This window comes from Agromyces arachidis, assembly GCF_052805135.1.
Map to the genome: position 1 here is coordinate 238369 of NZ_JBRBDK010000004.1, position 13684 is coordinate 252052.

At 73.3% G+C, this 13684-nt stretch carries 15 protein-coding genes; 6 read left to right on the forward strand and 9 right to left on the reverse strand.

Annotation, left to right across the window (positions count from 1 at the left end):
* Positions 1-77 precede the first annotated feature (77 nt).
* From ACUY4T_RS07845 to msrB, 5 genes are all read right to left on the reverse strand, one after another.
* Positions 78-776, reverse strand: a complete 699-nt coding sequence (locus tag ACUY4T_RS07845) for a ribbon-helix-helix domain-containing protein (RefSeq protein WP_446018362.1) — start codon at positions 774-776, stop codon at positions 78-80.
* A 199-nt stretch (positions 777-975) separates the two neighbouring features.
* Entirely contained in the window at positions 976-1593 is a 618-nt protein-coding gene (locus ACUY4T_RS07850; RefSeq protein WP_446018363.1) for an MBL fold metallo-hydrolase, read from the reverse strand.
* 2 nt (positions 1594-1595) lie between these two features.
* Positions 1596-2681: an FUSC family protein gene (locus ACUY4T_RS07855; RefSeq protein WP_446018364.1), complete on the reverse strand. Its 1086-nt coding sequence runs from the start codon at positions 2679-2681 to the stop codon at positions 1596-1598.
* Between the two features lie 21 nt (positions 2682-2702).
* Positions 2703-3248 carry a peptide-methionine (S)-S-oxide reductase MsrA gene (gene msrA / locus ACUY4T_RS07860; RefSeq protein WP_446018365.1) on the reverse strand — a complete coding sequence of 182 codons (546 nt, stop codon included), beginning with the start codon at positions 3246-3248 and terminating at the stop codon, positions 2703-2705.
* Positions 3245-3709, reverse strand: coding sequence for a peptide-methionine (R)-S-oxide reductase MsrB (gene msrB / locus ACUY4T_RS07865; protein WP_446018366.1), 465 nt, complete (start codon positions 3707-3709; stop codon positions 3245-3247). Before msrB ends, msrA begins: the two co-directional genes overlap by 4 nt.
* Positions 3710-3894: 185 nt before the next feature.
* Between msrB and ACUY4T_RS07870 the strand changes: the two genes are divergently transcribed.
* Positions 3895-4848, forward strand: a complete 954-nt coding sequence (locus ACUY4T_RS07870; protein ID WP_446018367.1) for a 5'-3' exonuclease — start codon at positions 3895-3897, stop codon at positions 4846-4848.
* A gap of 48 nt (positions 4849-4896) precedes the next feature.
* On the forward strand, positions 4897-5421 hold the full coding sequence (locus ACUY4T_RS07875; RefSeq protein ID WP_446018368.1) for a hypothetical protein: 525 nt from the start codon (positions 4897-4899) through the stop codon (positions 5419-5421).
* Between the two features lie 4 nt (positions 5422-5425).
* On the opposite strand, the gene ACUY4T_RS07880 is transcribed toward ACUY4T_RS07875, so the two are convergent.
* Positions 5426-5911, reverse strand: coding sequence for a hypothetical protein (locus tag ACUY4T_RS07880; RefSeq protein ID WP_446018369.1), 486 nt, complete (start codon positions 5909-5911; stop codon positions 5426-5428).
* A gap of 121 nt (positions 5912-6032) precedes the next feature.
* On the opposite strand from ACUY4T_RS07880, the gene ACUY4T_RS07885 reads away from it, so the two are divergent.
* Positions 6033-6893, forward strand: a complete 861-nt coding sequence (locus ACUY4T_RS07885; protein WP_446018370.1) for an NAD-dependent epimerase/dehydratase family protein — start codon at positions 6033-6035, stop codon at positions 6891-6893.
* A gap of 16 nt (positions 6894-6909) precedes the next feature.
* On the opposite strand, the gene ACUY4T_RS07890 is transcribed toward ACUY4T_RS07885, so the two are convergent.
* Both ACUY4T_RS07890 and ACUY4T_RS07895 read right to left on the reverse strand, forming a co-directional pair.
* Positions 6910-8664, reverse strand: a complete 1755-nt coding sequence (locus tag ACUY4T_RS07890) for a glycosyltransferase family 4 protein (protein WP_446018371.1) — start codon at positions 8662-8664, stop codon at positions 6910-6912.
* Positions 8665-8692: 28 nt separating this feature from the next.
* The gene (locus ACUY4T_RS07895; RefSeq protein WP_446018372.1) at positions 8693-9724 is read right to left on the reverse strand and encodes an SDR family oxidoreductase; all 1032 of its coding nucleotides are present in this window, start codon (positions 9722-9724) and stop codon (positions 8693-8695) included.
* A gap of 86 nt (positions 9725-9810) precedes the next feature.
* On the opposite strand from ACUY4T_RS07895, the gene ACUY4T_RS07900 reads away from it, so the two are divergent.
* Positions 9811-10758 carry a GlxA family transcriptional regulator gene (locus tag ACUY4T_RS07900; RefSeq protein WP_446018373.1) on the forward strand — a complete coding sequence of 316 codons (948 nt, stop codon included), beginning with the start codon at positions 9811-9813 and terminating at the stop codon, positions 10756-10758.
* 49 nt (positions 10759-10807) lie between these two features.
* Here ACUY4T_RS07900 and ACUY4T_RS07905 read toward each other — a convergent pair whose 3' ends face one another.
* Positions 10808-11269 carry a VanZ family protein gene (locus ACUY4T_RS07905; RefSeq protein WP_446018374.1) on the reverse strand — a complete coding sequence of 154 codons (462 nt, stop codon included), beginning with the start codon at positions 11267-11269 and terminating at the stop codon, positions 10808-10810.
* A gap of 202 nt (positions 11270-11471) precedes the next feature.
* Between ACUY4T_RS07905 and gap the strand changes: the two genes are divergently transcribed.
* Positions 11472-12470 (forward strand): type I glyceraldehyde-3-phosphate dehydrogenase, encoded by a 999-nt coding sequence (gap, locus tag ACUY4T_RS07910; protein ID WP_446018375.1) that lies wholly within the window; start codon positions 11472-11474, stop codon positions 12468-12470.
* 554 nt (positions 12471-13024) lie between these two features.
* Entirely contained in the window at positions 13025-13579 is a 555-nt protein-coding gene (locus ACUY4T_RS07915) for a dihydrofolate reductase family protein (RefSeq protein WP_446018376.1), read from the forward strand.
* Positions 13580-13684 lie beyond the last annotated feature (105 nt).

Here is a 13684-nt window from a genome sequence, read left to right on the forward strand (position 1 = left end):
GAGGAACCCCCTCTTCGCGCACCCTATCCCCGCCGGTCCATGGACGGGCACGATCGTGGTCGAGTGGCCGCGACCCGTCACGGCGGCACGCAGTTGCCCGTTTCCCCTCGCGTCGACGCTTCCGACGCTTCCGACGCTTCCGGCGCTTCCGGCGCCTCCGGCGCCTCCGACGGCTCTGGCGTCTCCGGCGTCGGCGGGCCGACCTCTCGCTCGTCCTCCCGGCTCCAGCGCGCCGCGAACGACGGGTACGGTGCGTTCGACGCGACGACGTGGGCGAACTCGCCCAGGATCTCGAGCGCGACGGTGACGAGCTCGAACACGGGTGACCGGTCGGGATCGTCCAGGTCGACGAGGATCACCGTCGATCCCTTCTCGTGGCCGAACGCCCGCGGATCGACGAGCCGCGGGTTCCGTGCGCCGCGCTCGCCGAACGCGCGCTCGAGTTCCGGGCGGCGGACCTCGAGTCGCTCATGGACCGAGAGCAGGTGGTAGGTCGACTCCGACACCCTGCCCGCGCCGATCCTCGACCGCTCCGCGCGTTCCGCCGCCGAGGTGGCGAGGTCGCCTGCCGTGACGCGACCGAGGTGCCGGGCGTTCGCAAGGGCGATGCGATCGCTCGCGGCGGCCGCCCCTTCGTCGAGCGCCGCTTCACGCCACGTCGCGAACGCGTTGACCGCGTCGCGCACGACCTCGCGTCGGCTCCGTCCCAGCAGGTGCGCGAGGTCGCCGATGAGCCGGTGCGTCTCCTCGTCGACCTTCACCGTCGTCAGCCCCACGTGGGCCATCCGACCCGGCCGCGCGGAGCCGCGCAGCGCGCGCAGAGGATGGTTTCCCGTTCGGTCATGGGGGAAAGGTATCCGCCGGATACCTTTCCCCCAGCTCCGCGGGAGAAACCGTCGTCGGGTTCGCCGCGGCACCGGGCGGGGGAGGAGTGGTGGGATTCGATTTCCGGTGCGTCGTCGCCTCCCGGTGGCGTCAGCGCGGGTGCGGCCGCCACGGGGCGGAGGTGTGCGCCAGCCACACCTCCACGGGATCGAGCGCACGGATGAGGCGCTGGCCCTCGGTGCTCGGCTCGTCGAGCTCGCCGAACCAGACCGCGGTGTCGCCGGCGACGACGACGGGTCGCGCTCCGGTCTCGATCACGACGATCTGCGATCCCGGCGTGTGACCGGGCGCGGGCACGAGACGGAGGCCCGGGAGCAGCTCGACCTCGCCGTCGACGGGCACGTACGTCACTCCGGGCGGGTCGACCCATTCACGGATGGTGTAGTCGCCCAGGGTGCGGGCGTCGTCGAGTTCGCGACGCTGGACGTGGATCGGGGTGCCCGCGAAGAGGTGGTTGCCGCCGCAGTGATCGAAGTGCAGGTGCGTGTTGACGACGAGGTCGATCCCCGCGAGGTCGAGGTCGTGGGTGTCGAGCGGGTACAGGCGGGGATCGAGGTCGGCCACCGCCGGGTGCAGTCGGGTCAGGCCGGTGTCGACCAGCACGCGACCGTCGGGGTGGTCGATGAGGTGCACGCAGACCGGCATCCGCTCGCCCTCGACGGCGAGGTCGGCGACCAGCAGCGGCGTGACCGTCGTCGTCCGGGTCATGGTCAGAACCCCGCCGCGTCCGGCGGCACCTCGTCGACGAGCAGCTCCTCGCGGATTCGGCGCAGGTCCTCCATGAGGGAGCCGACCAGGATCCAGTGGTCGGACTTGGGAGCCGCGATGACGAGCGGGGCGGTCAGCGCCGGCACCGCCGAGGTGAGCGGCTGCGGCTCCACGTCGGCGAGGTGCACCGCGAGCCGCACGTCGTGCGCCACGCGGCGCAGCTGCTCGGCGATGGCGCGCACGGTCGGCTCGTCGTGCAGCCCGTCGTCGTAGTGGTCGACGTAGGCGCGCGACATCCCGACCACCTGCGTCACGATCGGGCTGAGCCGGTTCAGCAGCCGGCGCTGCTCGGCCAGGTCGCCGCGGTGGGCTGAGCGGCGGGGATTCAGGGTCAGCGACTCCTCGGCCTCGGCGATGGCGGCATCCGCGGCGTCGCGCATCGGGCGCATGAGCCGCGCCTCGAGCATCAGCCCCGTCAGGTCCGCGGAGCGCTGGGGCGTCTCGAGCGCGGTCGCGAGCCGGTCGACGGATGCCGCGAGCTCGCCGCCGAGCCGCGCGAGCGCGTCGCGCGACGGCGCCACGAGCACCGGCGGCACGATGAGCACGTTGACGACGATGCCGATCGCCGCACCGATCAGCGTCTCGATGACGCGGTCGAGGGCGTACTCCGGCGACGTGCCGCCGAGGGCGAGCACCAGCATCGCGCTGATCGCGACCTGGTTCGACGTGCCCGTCGTCATGCGCAGCGCCCAGGCGATGAGGATCGCGGCCACGATCGCGACGAGCACCACCCACCCGGCCTCGCCGAACGCGAGCCCCAGCCCCGACGCGATCACGACGCCCGCGATCACGCCCACGCTGCGCTCCACCGCCTTGCCGAGCGACTGGTTCACGCTCGGCTGCACCACGAGCAGGGCTGCGATCGCGGCGAACACCGGCAGCGGGCCGGGGATGAGCCACCCGGCGATCAGCCACGCGGCGACCGTCGCGACCGCCGACTTCAGGACCTGCAGCAGGGGCGCACGCCTCGTGGCCCGGAACCGCTCCGACACGCGGAATCGCTCCGGGAGCCGCCACGAGAACCGCATGCGCCCCACGCTAGCGGGGCGTCAGCCCGCCTGAGCCGTGTCGCGCTTCGGCAGCGTCCAGTTCGGCCGCACGAAGTGGCACGTGTAGCCCCACGGGATGCGCTGCAGGTAGTCCTGGTGCTCCGGCTCGGCCTCCCAGAACGCGCCCGCCGGGGCGACCTCGGTCACCACCGGGCCGGGCCAGATGCCCGACGCGTCGACATCCGCGATCGTGTCGATCGCCGTGTCGTGCTGCTCGGCGCTCGTCGGGTAGATCGCCGAGCGGTAGCTGGTGCCGATGTCGTTGCCCTGGCGGTTCCTCGTGGTCGGGTCGTGGATCTGGAAGAAGAACTCCAGCAGCTCCCGATAGGTGAGCTTGGTCGGGTCGAAGACGATCTCGATCGCCTCGGCATGGGTGCCGTGGTTGCGGTACGTCGCGTTCGGCACGTCGCCGCCCGTGTACCCGACGCGCGTCGCGAGCACGCCCGGACGCTTGCGGATCAGCTCCTCCATGCCCCAGAAGCAGCCGCCCGCGAGGACGGCGGTCTCGGTGCCGGGAACGGTGGTGATGGCGCCGGGGGTGGTCATGCGGTCTCCTCGTCGGTGGTGGTGAACAGGTGGCGGTACTCGCCGTAGCCCTCGGCCTCGAGGTCGTCGAGGTGCACGAAGCGCAGCGCCGCGGAGTTGATGCAGTAGCGCAGGCCGCCGGCCTCCGCCGGGCCGTCGTCGAAGACGTGGCCGAGGTGGCTGTCGGCGCCCGCCGAGCGCACCTCGACGCGCTTCATGAACAGCGAGCGGTCGACGTGCTCGGTGACGGCGGCGTCGTCGATCGGACGGGTGAAGCTCGGCCAGCCCGAGCGGCTGTCGTACTTGTGCACGCTCGCGAACAGCGGCTGACCCGACACGACGTCGACGTACAGCCCCGGCTCGTGGTGGTTCCAGTACTCGTTGCGGAACGCCGGCTCGGTGGCATCCTGCTGGGTGACCTTGCGCTGCAAGGGGGTGAGGCGGTCGATCGCCTCGGCGGTGGGTCGGTACTCCTGTGACACGGTGCCTCCTCCTGGACGCCATGGTCGCCGCCGGCTGCGGCGCCCCCACGCGACACCGGATGGCGCGGTGTCGTGGCGTCATCCGGAACAACCCCCGAGCGTGCGGGGCTGTTCCGTGATTCGAGCGCCCGCGGCTGTGGGTTCGCTGTGACCCGTCGGTCGGCGGGAGGTGGGAGGATCGGCGCATGACCGACCGCCTCATGCTGCTCGACACCGCGTCGCTGTACTTCCGAGCGTTCTACGGGGTGCCCGACTCCCTGAAGCGGGCGGACGGCACGTCCGTGAACGCGGTGCGCGGGCTGCTCGACATGATCGCGAAGCTCGTGGCCGACTTCGAGCCCACGCACCTCGTCGCGTGCTGGGACGACGACTGGCGACCGCAGTGGCGCGTCGACCTCATCCCGAGCTACAAGGCGCACCGGGTCGAGCAGGTCGTGCCGGGCGGTCCCGACATCGAGGAGGTGCCCGACCCGCTCGAGGAGCAGGTGCCGATGATCCGCGAGGTGCTGGGCCTGCTCGGCATCCCCGTCGTCGGCGTCGCCGAGCACGAGGCCGACGACGTCATCGGCTCGCTCGCCGTGCAGGCGACCATGCCCGTCGACGTCGTCACGGGCGACCGCGACCTGTTCCAGCTGGTCGACGACGACCGCGGCGTGCGGGTGATCTACACCGCGCGGGGCATGCGCCGGCTCGAACTCGTCACCGACGAGTGGGTCGTCGCCAAGTACGGCGTCGAGCCGTCGCAGTACGCCGACTTCGCGACGCTGCGCGGTGACACCTCCGACGGGCTGCCGGGCGTCGCGGGCATCGGCGAGAAGACCGCCGCGGGCCTGCTCGGCGAATTCGGTTCGCTCGACGCGATGCTCGCCGTCGCGTCCGGCGACCCCGACGCGGCCGAGGCGGCCCCGCGGCTGTCGGCGACCATGCGCGCCCGGCTCACCGGTGCGCACGACTACCTCGAGGTCGCGCCGCGGGTCGTGAACGTGGTGCGCGACCTCGACCTGCCCTCGGCCGACGACCTGGGCGCGAGGCTCGCGCCCGTCGCCGACGGCCGCCGCGACGCACTGGAGGCGCTGGTCGACGAGTGGAACCTGGGCGGGACGGTGGCGCGCGTGCTCGCCGCGCTCGATGCGCGCTGAGGGCGCGCCGTGCCGCGCTGGCGGACGAGGCGGGGTTAGCCTCCGAGCATGCGCACGATCTCGCGAGACGTCACGGCCGCAGCCGCCCTCCTGACCGTCGTCGCCGCCCTGCTCTCCGGATGCGCAGCGGAGGAGCCCGGACCCACGGCCGGCCCGACGGCCGGCCCGTCGGCGACGACGCCGTCGCCGACGCCGAGCGCGGCACCCGAGACGACGGCTCCGGCGACGGAGGAACCGCCCGCCGCGCGGGGCCCCGGCGCACCGCTCGAGGCGGTCGACGCGTACGCGCTCTGCCGCGCGCAGACGCTCATGTACCACCCGGGCGACCCGACGCGCGTCGAGTACGCCCCGTTCGAGGAGGCGACGGTCCTGCTCCGCGACGACGGCGACTGGTTCGTCTACATGGACGTCGACGACGGCAACCGCGAACCCGAACTCGTCGAGGTCGGCGGGGTCGAATGCATCGTGGGCGGCACCATCGGCGAGCCCGATTGGCAGCGGTTCGGTGCGATCACCCGCGACATCGCCGACGAGGCGATCGCGAACTACAACGAGCCGGAGGCCGGGGCCTGACCCGTCAGGTCCGCACCCCCGGCACGACCGGCGTCGGGGGCAGCCAGTATTCGGGCGCCGGCAGGACCGTCCCGCCGGATGCCGCGACGATCACGACGAACGCGTACGCGGCGACGAGGATCGCGAGGCCGCCCAGCAGCATCGCCGCCGGGACCGCCCACGACACCCGCACGCCCTCGCGCCGGTAGCGCGGCGCCGCCATGCCCGCGACCCAGATGGCGGCCGTGCCGAAGCCCGCGATCCATACGGTGCGCAGGGCGTCGCCTTCGAGCGGCGCGAGCACCCCGATGCCGAGGGCGCCGACGCCCATCAGGAGCGCGGCCCAGGCGAACAGGCGCGCCATGCCGATGCCGCCGACATCCGTCTGGTCCTGGAACCACGGGGTCGGCGCGGCGCCGGACGGGACCGGCTGCGGCGAATCGGGCTCGCCCGACGGCCGGTCGTCGCGCGGGTCGCGATCGGAGGGATGGCGGTCGGACGGGTCGCTCATGCGTCGATCGTACGGCTCGCGCCTGATGCGCCACCGCCGCGGGCCCGGGTGGACGGGGCCGGGCCGCCCGCGCAGAATGGGCGGGACCCGTCGGCACCCTGCCGCGGGCGAGGGGAGTGGGATGTCGAAGCGGATCTGCGTCACCGGAGCGTCGGGCCTGGCCGGGAGGGCGGTCGTCGCCGACCTGCTCGAGCACGGGTACGAGGTGCTCGCGACCGACGTGGTGCCGCCGTCGCCGGAGCTGCCCGCGAGGTGGTCCCGCCCCGACCTCACGTACACGCAGGCCGACCTGACCGACTTCGGCGACGCGTTCGAGGTGATCGCCGGCGTCGACGCCGTCGCGCACCTCGCGGCGATCCCGGCGCCGACGATCTTCACGCCGGCTCGCACGCTGAACGTGAACAACGCGATGAACTCGAACGTCTTCCTCGCCGCGGCCCAGGCGGGCGTGGAGCGGGTCGTCTGGGCGTCGAGCGAGACGACACTCGGCCTCGACTTCTCGAAGGAGAACCCGCCGGAGTACCTGCCGCTCGACGAGGACCACTTCCCGAAGCCGACGTCCACCTACTCCCTGTCGAAGGTGCTCGGCGAGACGATGGCCGAGCACATCTCCGCGTGGTCGGGCATCCCGTTCATCGCGCTGCGGTTCTCGAACGTGATCGACCCCGCGCGCTACGGCGAGTTCGCCGCGTTCGAGGAGGCGCCGGAGTCGCGCCTGTTCAACGCGTTCGGCTACATCGACGTGCGCGACGCCGCCGCGTCGGTCCGGGCGGGGCTCGAGGCGGACGTCTCGGGCGCGCGCGCCTACGTCATCGCCAACGCCGACACCGTCATGTCGCGCCCGACCGCGGCGCTGATCGACGAGTTCTTCCCCGGTGCCGAGCTGCGGCGGGAGTTCGGCGAGCACGACTCGCTGTTCTCGATCGAGCGTGCCCGCGCCGAGCTCGGCTTCGAGCCGCGGCACGGCTGGCGCGACGCGTAGCCGGCCCGGCGTGCGCTCAGCCGACCTCGGCGTCGGGCGGCGGCGCGAGCGGGCCGGCGCGATCGAGCTCGACCACGGGGCGCCACCCCGGATGGCGTTCGAGGAGCGCGACGGCGACCGGCATCGACTGGCAGTCGGCGACGACGAGCGTCGCCGCCTCGGGCAGGGCGACCGGAGCCGGGCGTCCGAGGTTCGGCAGCTCGCGCCGCATCGCTCCCAGCCCTGCGCGCAGTCCGCGCGACCGCGTCGCCCCGACCACGGATGCCGCGACCCGTCGGGCGCGGACGGGGAACGATCCGGGGCCGGCCGGGTCGACCGCCGCGGGCCGTACGACCGACACCTCGGGCGCGTCGCTCGCCGCCGCGAGCGAGGCGATCGCGGGGTCGGCGGTCACGAGCTGCGTCGGCACGTCCAGCCGGCGGGCCGCGTCGAGCTCCGACTCGACGTGGAAGCGCCGCCAGCCCGAGAGGGCCGCGAGGACGATCCGCTCGGGCGCGTCGGATGCCGCGTGCCCGGCGGCGACGCCGGCGAGATCCGTCGCCGCATCGTCGACCCCGTAGGCCTGCGCCATCCGCCGCCGCACCGCGTCGAGCCCGTACCGCGCGTCGAGTTCGTCGCGTGCGCCGTCGAGGTCGAGCCGGTCGAGTCCCGCCGAGAGGTCGCGCCACGCGTCGACGAGCTGGTCGGGGGCCTCCTCGACGTCGACGAACCGGCCGACGCGGTCCTCGACGCCCGCGAGCGCCTCCTCGGGGCCGCCGCTCCGGGTCACGATGACGGGCAGGCCGGCGGCGACCGCCTCGGGCACGGCGAGGTGGAAGGTCTCGTAGGTGCTCGGCGCGAAGAGCACGTCGTACCCGGGCAGCCGGGCCAGGAGCTCGCGGTGGCCGAGCACGCCGTGCAGGTGCAGCCGGTCGGCGACGCCCGCCTCCCGCGCGATCTCGACGATGCGGTCGCGCAGCGGGCCGGTGCCGTACATCGACAGGGTTGCCTCGGGGTGCTCGCGCGCGACGATCGCGAACGCCCGCGCGAGGCGCAGCACGCCCTTGCGTTCGGTGAGCCCGCCGATGAACACCCACCGGTGCAGGGCGGTCGGCGGGGCGACCCGCCGGCCCGCGCCGGCGAAGTCGACCGGGTTCGCGAGCACCTGCACGCGGCCGTGCGGGTCGTCGACGCGGTCGAGCACCTGCCGGCGCACGAGATCGCTCACGCAGAAGACGGCGTGGGCGCGCTCTACGAGCTCGGCGTAGTGGTCGCGGGCCTGCGACTGGGCGAGCACGTCGACGAGGGCGGTGGAGTGCTCGGTCGCGACGACGCGGGCGCCGGGATCGGCGAGGCGCGCCGCGAGGAGGCCGCCGAGGTAGCCGACGTGGCCGTGCACCACCGGTGAGGCGAACTCGCCCACGGCGCGCCGCACGTCGCGCACGAGCGCCTCGCCGCGCCGACCCCAGTCGTCGCCGGACACGGTGAACACGGGCACCCGGTGCACCGGGCCGACCGCGCCGGCGACCCGCATCCCGCCGCTGCGCCGCAGGGCATCCAGTGTCGCGTCGAAGGCCGGGCGCAGGCGCGCCGCCTCGTCCGCCGCGCCGGCACCCCACTCCTCGCCGTGCACGACCTGCACGCCGCCGGCGGAGCGGACCGCGTCGAGCCCCGCGGCCAGGCGGGACTGCTCGGCGACGAAGGAGCCCGCCATCCGCTGGTGGTTCGTCGGGTACCAGGGCGTGGCGACGGTCAGGCCGAAGCGCGGATCGGAGGGGGCGTCGGAGGTCACGTGGTCACGATACCCAGCGGGCGACGGGTCAGGAGCGGACGAGCCCCAACTCGATGAGGCTCCGCGCCGACGCGAGCACGGCCTCCTCGCGGGAGCGCGGCGTCCACCCGAGCACGCGCGTCGCCTTCTCGTGCGACGCGTCGACGCGCCGGCCGAGCTCGGCCGCGATGGTGCGCGCCTCGGCGACGAACGGCGCCGCGGCGCGCACGACCCAGTCGGGCAGCACGCGGGTCGTCGCCCGTCGTCCCCGCTCGCCGAGCTCGGCGCGCATCAGGCGCGACAGTTCGACGTACTCGAACGGGTCGCCCGACACGGCGAGGAATCGCTCGCCCGCGGCATCCGGATGGCGCATCGCGCGCAGGTGCAGGTCGGCGACGTCGCGCACGTCGACCGCGTTGACCATGCCGTGCGGCACCGCCGGGTAGCGCCCGTTGAGCAGCGCGAGCAGCAGTTCGAGCGACGCCGAGAGATCGGGGCCGAGTGCCGGGCCGAAGACCGCGACCGGGTTCACCGTCGTCAGTTGGAGGTCGCCGCCCTCGCGGCCGACGAAGTCCCAGGCGGCGCGCTCGGCGAGCGTCTTCGACCGCACGTACGCGGTGACGTGGGGCGACTCGGGGTCGGTCCAGTCGGCCTCGGTGTACGGGCGGCCCGGGTGCGGTCGGCCGTACCCGATCGCGGCGAACGACGAGGTCTGCACCACGCGCCGCACGCCCGCGTCGCGCGCGGCGCGCAGTACCCGCAGCGCCCCGTCGCGGGCGGGGGCGATGAGCTCGTCCTCGTCCTCCGGCTGGCGGGCCGGGAACGGCGAGGCCACGTGCAGCACGTGCGTCGCCCCTTCGACGGCGGCGGGCCAGCCGCCGTCGTCGAGCAGGTCGGCCGCCGCGATCTCGAGCCCGTCGGGGTCGGCGCCGCCGCTCCGCACGAGCGCGCGCACCTGATCGGCGCGCTCGAGCCCTCGCACGGTGGTGCGCACCCGCGTGCCCTCTCCGAGCAGCCGGACGATGCAGTGCAGGGCGATGAAGCCCGTTCCCCCTGTGACCAGGACCAGTTCGTCGTCCATCCCCACCTCCGCTCTCCCGGACTCTACCCTCCGCACCTCGCGACGCGGCCGTGCGCGATCCTTGCGACCAGTGGCATTCTTGCCGGATGACGCAACCGAACCATCGGGTGGCCGTGCTCGTGCTCGAGGGCGCGAAGCCGCTCGACGTCGGCATCCCCGCGCAGACGTTCACGACCCGCGCGAGCATGCCCTACGAGGTGCGCGTGTGCGGCGCCCGGCCCGGCCCGGTCACGGGTGGCGACGGGCTCTCGTACCACGTCGCCCATGGGCTGGACGCGTTCGAATGGGCCGAGACGATCTTCATCCCCGGGTACCGGCACCCCGACCGCGAGGACCCGCCTGCGGAGGTCGTCGAGTCGCTCCGCGCCGCCCACGAGCGGGGCGCGCGCCTCGCGGCGATCTCGACCGGCGCGTTCGCGCTCGCGGCGACCGGGCTGCTCGACGGGCGGCGCGCCACGACGCACTGGCACTACACCCGGGCGCTCCGGGCGCGGCATCCGCGGGTCGACGTCGACGAGAACGTGCTGTTCGTCGACGAGGGGCAGGTGCTCACCTCGGCCGGCGCGGCCTCGGGCATCGACCTCTGCCTGCACCTGGTGCGCCGCGACCACGGGGTCGCGGTGTCGAACCACGCCGCGCGACGGCTCGTCGCGGCGCCCTACCGCAGCGGCGGCCAGGCGCAGTACGTGCCGCGGGCGCTGCCCGAGCCGCTCGGCGACGTGTTCGCGGCGACCCGCCAGTGGGCGCTCGAGCACCTGCACGAACCGCTCACCCTCGACGACCTCGCGCGAAACGCGACGGTCTCGCCGCGCACCTTCTCGCGCCGGTTCGTGGACGACACGGGCTACACGCCGATGCAGTGGATCCTGCGGGCGCGCATCGACCTCGCGCGCGAGTTGCTCGAGCGCACCGACCTCGGCGTCGAGCAGGTCGCCGACCGCGTGGGGCTCGGCACCGGTGCGAACCTGCGCCTGCACTTCCACCGCATCCTCGGCACGTCGCCGTCGGAGTACCGCCACACCTTCGCGGCCTGACTCGGCCGCGCACGACCGAGCGGATGCCGCGGGGCCGGCCCGCCGCCGGTCAGGAGGTGCGCTGCGCGCGGGACCGGGCTTGCGTCGTCTCGCCGCGCCGGGCGAGCGCGACGAGCGCGGCGACGCCGCGCGCGACCAGCACGCCGAGCAGCGCGCCGCCGGCGTTCGCGACCACGTCGCGCGGGTCGGAGATGCGATCGACCATGGGGATCTGGGCGAGCTCGATGAGCACGCCGAGGCCGACGGCGACCGCCGTGACCCAGAGGACGGGCAGCCGGCGCAGGGTGAGCGCGAGCAGGACGCCGAGCGGCACGAACATCAGCACGTTGAGCACGAACTCGGTGCCCGTCCCCATGGCCCACGTCTCCGCGTCGAGCCAGCTGCCGAGGTCGAGGACGCCGTCACGGGACTGGTAGCTCGGCCCGGCCCAGGGCACCGGTCCGAGGGTCGCCCAGAGCACGAGCCCGACGTAGAGGACGAGCAGCACGGGTGCCAGTCGTATGGGACGCATTCCAGACATCCTTCCCACCCTGCCTGAGACCATCCTCAAAGCGGCCCCGGTGGCGCCGGTGCGCCGCCTGTCGGTCCGATGATTGGCGAGATCCTTTCGCTCACTGTCGTGCGAGCCACTCCCGCGAGCGGATGGCGGCCGCCAGAGTGGTCGCGGAAACTTCGTGGTGCGCCTGCCGCGAGACGAGAAAGGAACCTCCCGCATGACCCGCATCGCCGTGAACGGCTTCGGACGCATCGGCCGCAACGTCGTGCGCGCGCTCGTCGAGCGCGACGCCGACTTCGAGCTCGTCGCCGTGAACGACCTGACCGACCCCGCCGCGCTCGCGCGCCTCCTGAAGTACGACACGGTCGGCGGCCGCTTCGCCGGCACCGTCGAGGTCGACGGCGACGTGCTCGTGATCAACGGACGGCGCGTGAAGGTCCTCGCCGAGCGCGACCCGGCGAACCTCCCCTGGGGCGAGCTCGGCGTCGACCTCGTGCTCGAGTCGACGGGCCGCTTCACCGACGCCGAGGCGGCGCGCGCGCATCTCGCCGCCGGCGCGAAGAAGGTGCTCGTGAGCGCGCCGTCGAAGGGCGCCGACGTCACCCTCGCGTACGGCGTGAACACCGACGCGTACGACGCATCCGCCCACACCGTGGTCTCGAACGCGTCGTGCACCACCAACGCGCTCGCCCCGCTCGCGAAGGTGCTCGACGACCTCGCCGGCATCGAGCACGGCTTCATGACCACCATCCACGCGTACACGCAGGACCAGAACCTGCAGGACGCCCCGCACTCCGACGCGCGCCGCTCCCGCGCCGCCGCCGAGAACATCGTGCCCTCGTCGACCGGTGCCGCGAAGGCGATCGGCCTGGTGCTGCCGGGCCTCGACGGCAAGCTCAACGGCGACTCGATGCGCGTGCCCGTGCCGGTCGGCTCGATCGTCGAGCTCAACGCGACCGTGTCGAAGGAGGTCACGCGCGACGAGGTGCTCGCCGCCTACCGTGCCGCGGCCGAGGGCGAGCTCGCGGGCGTGCTCGAGTACTCCGAGGAGCCGCTGGTGTCGAGCGACATCGTCGGCAACCCGCACTCGTCGATCTTCGACGCAGAGCTCACCCGCGTCGACGGCAAGCACGTGAAGGTCGTCGCCTGGTACGACAACGAGTGGGGCTTCTCGAACCGCGTGATCGACACGCTCGGACTCCTCGCGAAGGGCTGACGCACGGCCTGATCGCGAGAACGGATGTCGCGCCGGCGGGGGAGTGGAGCCCTCGCCGGCGCGATTCTCGTCTCCGCACTCCCGCTCGCAATCCCGCTCGCAATCCCGCTCGCTCTCCGCACTCCCGCTCGCTCTCCGCACTCCCGCTCGCTCTCCGCGCTCCCGCTCGCACTCCGCACTCCCGCTCCGCACTCGCGCTCCCACTCGCCCTCGCGCTCGCGCTCCGCACTCGCGCTCGCACTCGGCAGCCCGACTCCGATCGCCCCATGCGCAGCGACCGAGTGTTTCCTCGAAGAAGGCGGTGGAAAGGTATCCGGCGGATACCTTTCCACCGCCATCGTGTCCGAGGCCATCGTGTCGACGTGTCTCGACGTCTCGGGTCTCGGGTCTCGGTGCCTGGGTGTCCCGGTGTCTCGGCGGCTTGCACCCCGATGCAGTCCCGCTCGAAGGCTCGATCCGGAATTCGACAAGCCGTGTCGATCGGCCGTGTTCCCGTTCGACGTGAAGAATGAGGGCGGACGGACCGCCCGAACCGATCCGGACTGGAGCAACCCATGCGCACCCTCATCGTGACCGAGTTCATCACCCTCGACGGCATCATCGACTCGCCCGGCGGCGGCGACCACCCGCGTGCCGGCTGGACCTTCAAGGAGGTCCCGTTCGTCGAGGAGGCCTACGAGATCAAGGGGCGCGAGCAGCTCGAGGCCGGCGCGATGCTCATGGGCCGCGTCAGCTACGACGAGTTCGCGCCGATCTGGCCGAAGATGACCGACGAGTTCCCGCAGTACAACGCCATGCCGAAGTACGTGGTGTCGTCGACGCTCACCGACCCGCAATGGCAGGGCACGACCGTCCTCCGCACCCTCGACGAGGTCGCGGCCCTCAAGGAGGGCGAGGGCGACCCGATCATCGTGCACGGCAGTGCCACGCTCGCGCAGGGACTCGCCGAGGCCGGCCTGGTCGACCGTTACCACCTGCTCGTCTTCCCGGTCGCGCTCGGCGACGGCAAGCGCCTCTTCAACGGCCGCGAGCAGGGGTCGCTGAAGCTCGTCGAGCACGAGGCGTACTCGAACGGCGTGCTCAAGCAGGTCTTCGACGTGGTGCGCTGAGCATGCGGATGCCCCAGCCCGACTCGGATTCCGTGTCCGCCCCCTCCGATGACGCCGTGCGCGAAGCCCGCCGCCGAACACCGTGGTGGCGCCGACGCCCGCCGG

What these genes read in the sequence shown, in the direction of transcription:
- ACUY4T_RS07855 (WP_446018364.1), bottom strand. Translation starts at nt 2,681, where the DNA reads ATGCGGTTCTCGTGGCGGCTCCCGGAGCGATTCCGCGTGTCGGAGCGG.
- ACUY4T_RS07885 (WP_446018370.1), top strand. Translation starts at nt 6,033, where the DNA reads ATGTCGAAGCGGATCTGCGTCACCGGAGCGTCGGGCCTGGCCGGGAGG.
- ACUY4T_RS07905 (WP_446018374.1), bottom strand. Translation starts at nt 11,269, where the DNA reads ATGCGTCCCATACGACTGGCACCCGTGCTGCTCGTCCTCTACGTCGGG.
- ACUY4T_RS07850 (WP_446018363.1), bottom strand. Translation starts at nt 1,593, where the DNA reads ATGACCCGGACGACGACGGTCACGCCGCTGCTGGTCGCCGACCTCGCC.
- gap (WP_446018375.1), top strand. Translation starts at nt 11,472, where the DNA reads ATGACCCGCATCGCCGTGAACGGCTTCGGACGCATCGGCCGCAACGTC.
- ACUY4T_RS07880 (WP_446018369.1), bottom strand. Translation starts at nt 5,911, where the DNA reads ATGAGCGACCCGTCCGACCGCCATCCCTCCGATCGCGACCCGCGCGAC.
- ACUY4T_RS07900 (WP_446018373.1), top strand. Translation starts at nt 9,811, where the DNA reads ATGACGCAACCGAACCATCGGGTGGCCGTGCTCGTGCTCGAGGGCGCG.
- msrA (WP_446018365.1), bottom strand. Translation starts at nt 3,248, where the DNA reads ATGACCACCCCCGGCGCCATCACCACCGTTCCCGGCACCGAGACCGCC.
- ACUY4T_RS07895 (WP_446018372.1), bottom strand. Translation starts at nt 9,724, where the DNA reads ATGGACGACGAACTGGTCCTGGTCACAGGGGGAACGGGCTTCATCGCC.
- ACUY4T_RS07870 (WP_446018367.1), top strand. Translation starts at nt 3,895, where the DNA reads ATGACCGACCGCCTCATGCTGCTCGACACCGCGTCGCTGTACTTCCGA.
- ACUY4T_RS07915 (WP_446018376.1), top strand. Translation starts at nt 13,025, where the DNA reads ATGCGCACCCTCATCGTGACCGAGTTCATCACCCTCGACGGCATCATC.
- ACUY4T_RS07875 (WP_446018368.1), top strand. Translation starts at nt 4,897, where the DNA reads ATGCGCACGATCTCGCGAGACGTCACGGCCGCAGCCGCCCTCCTGACC.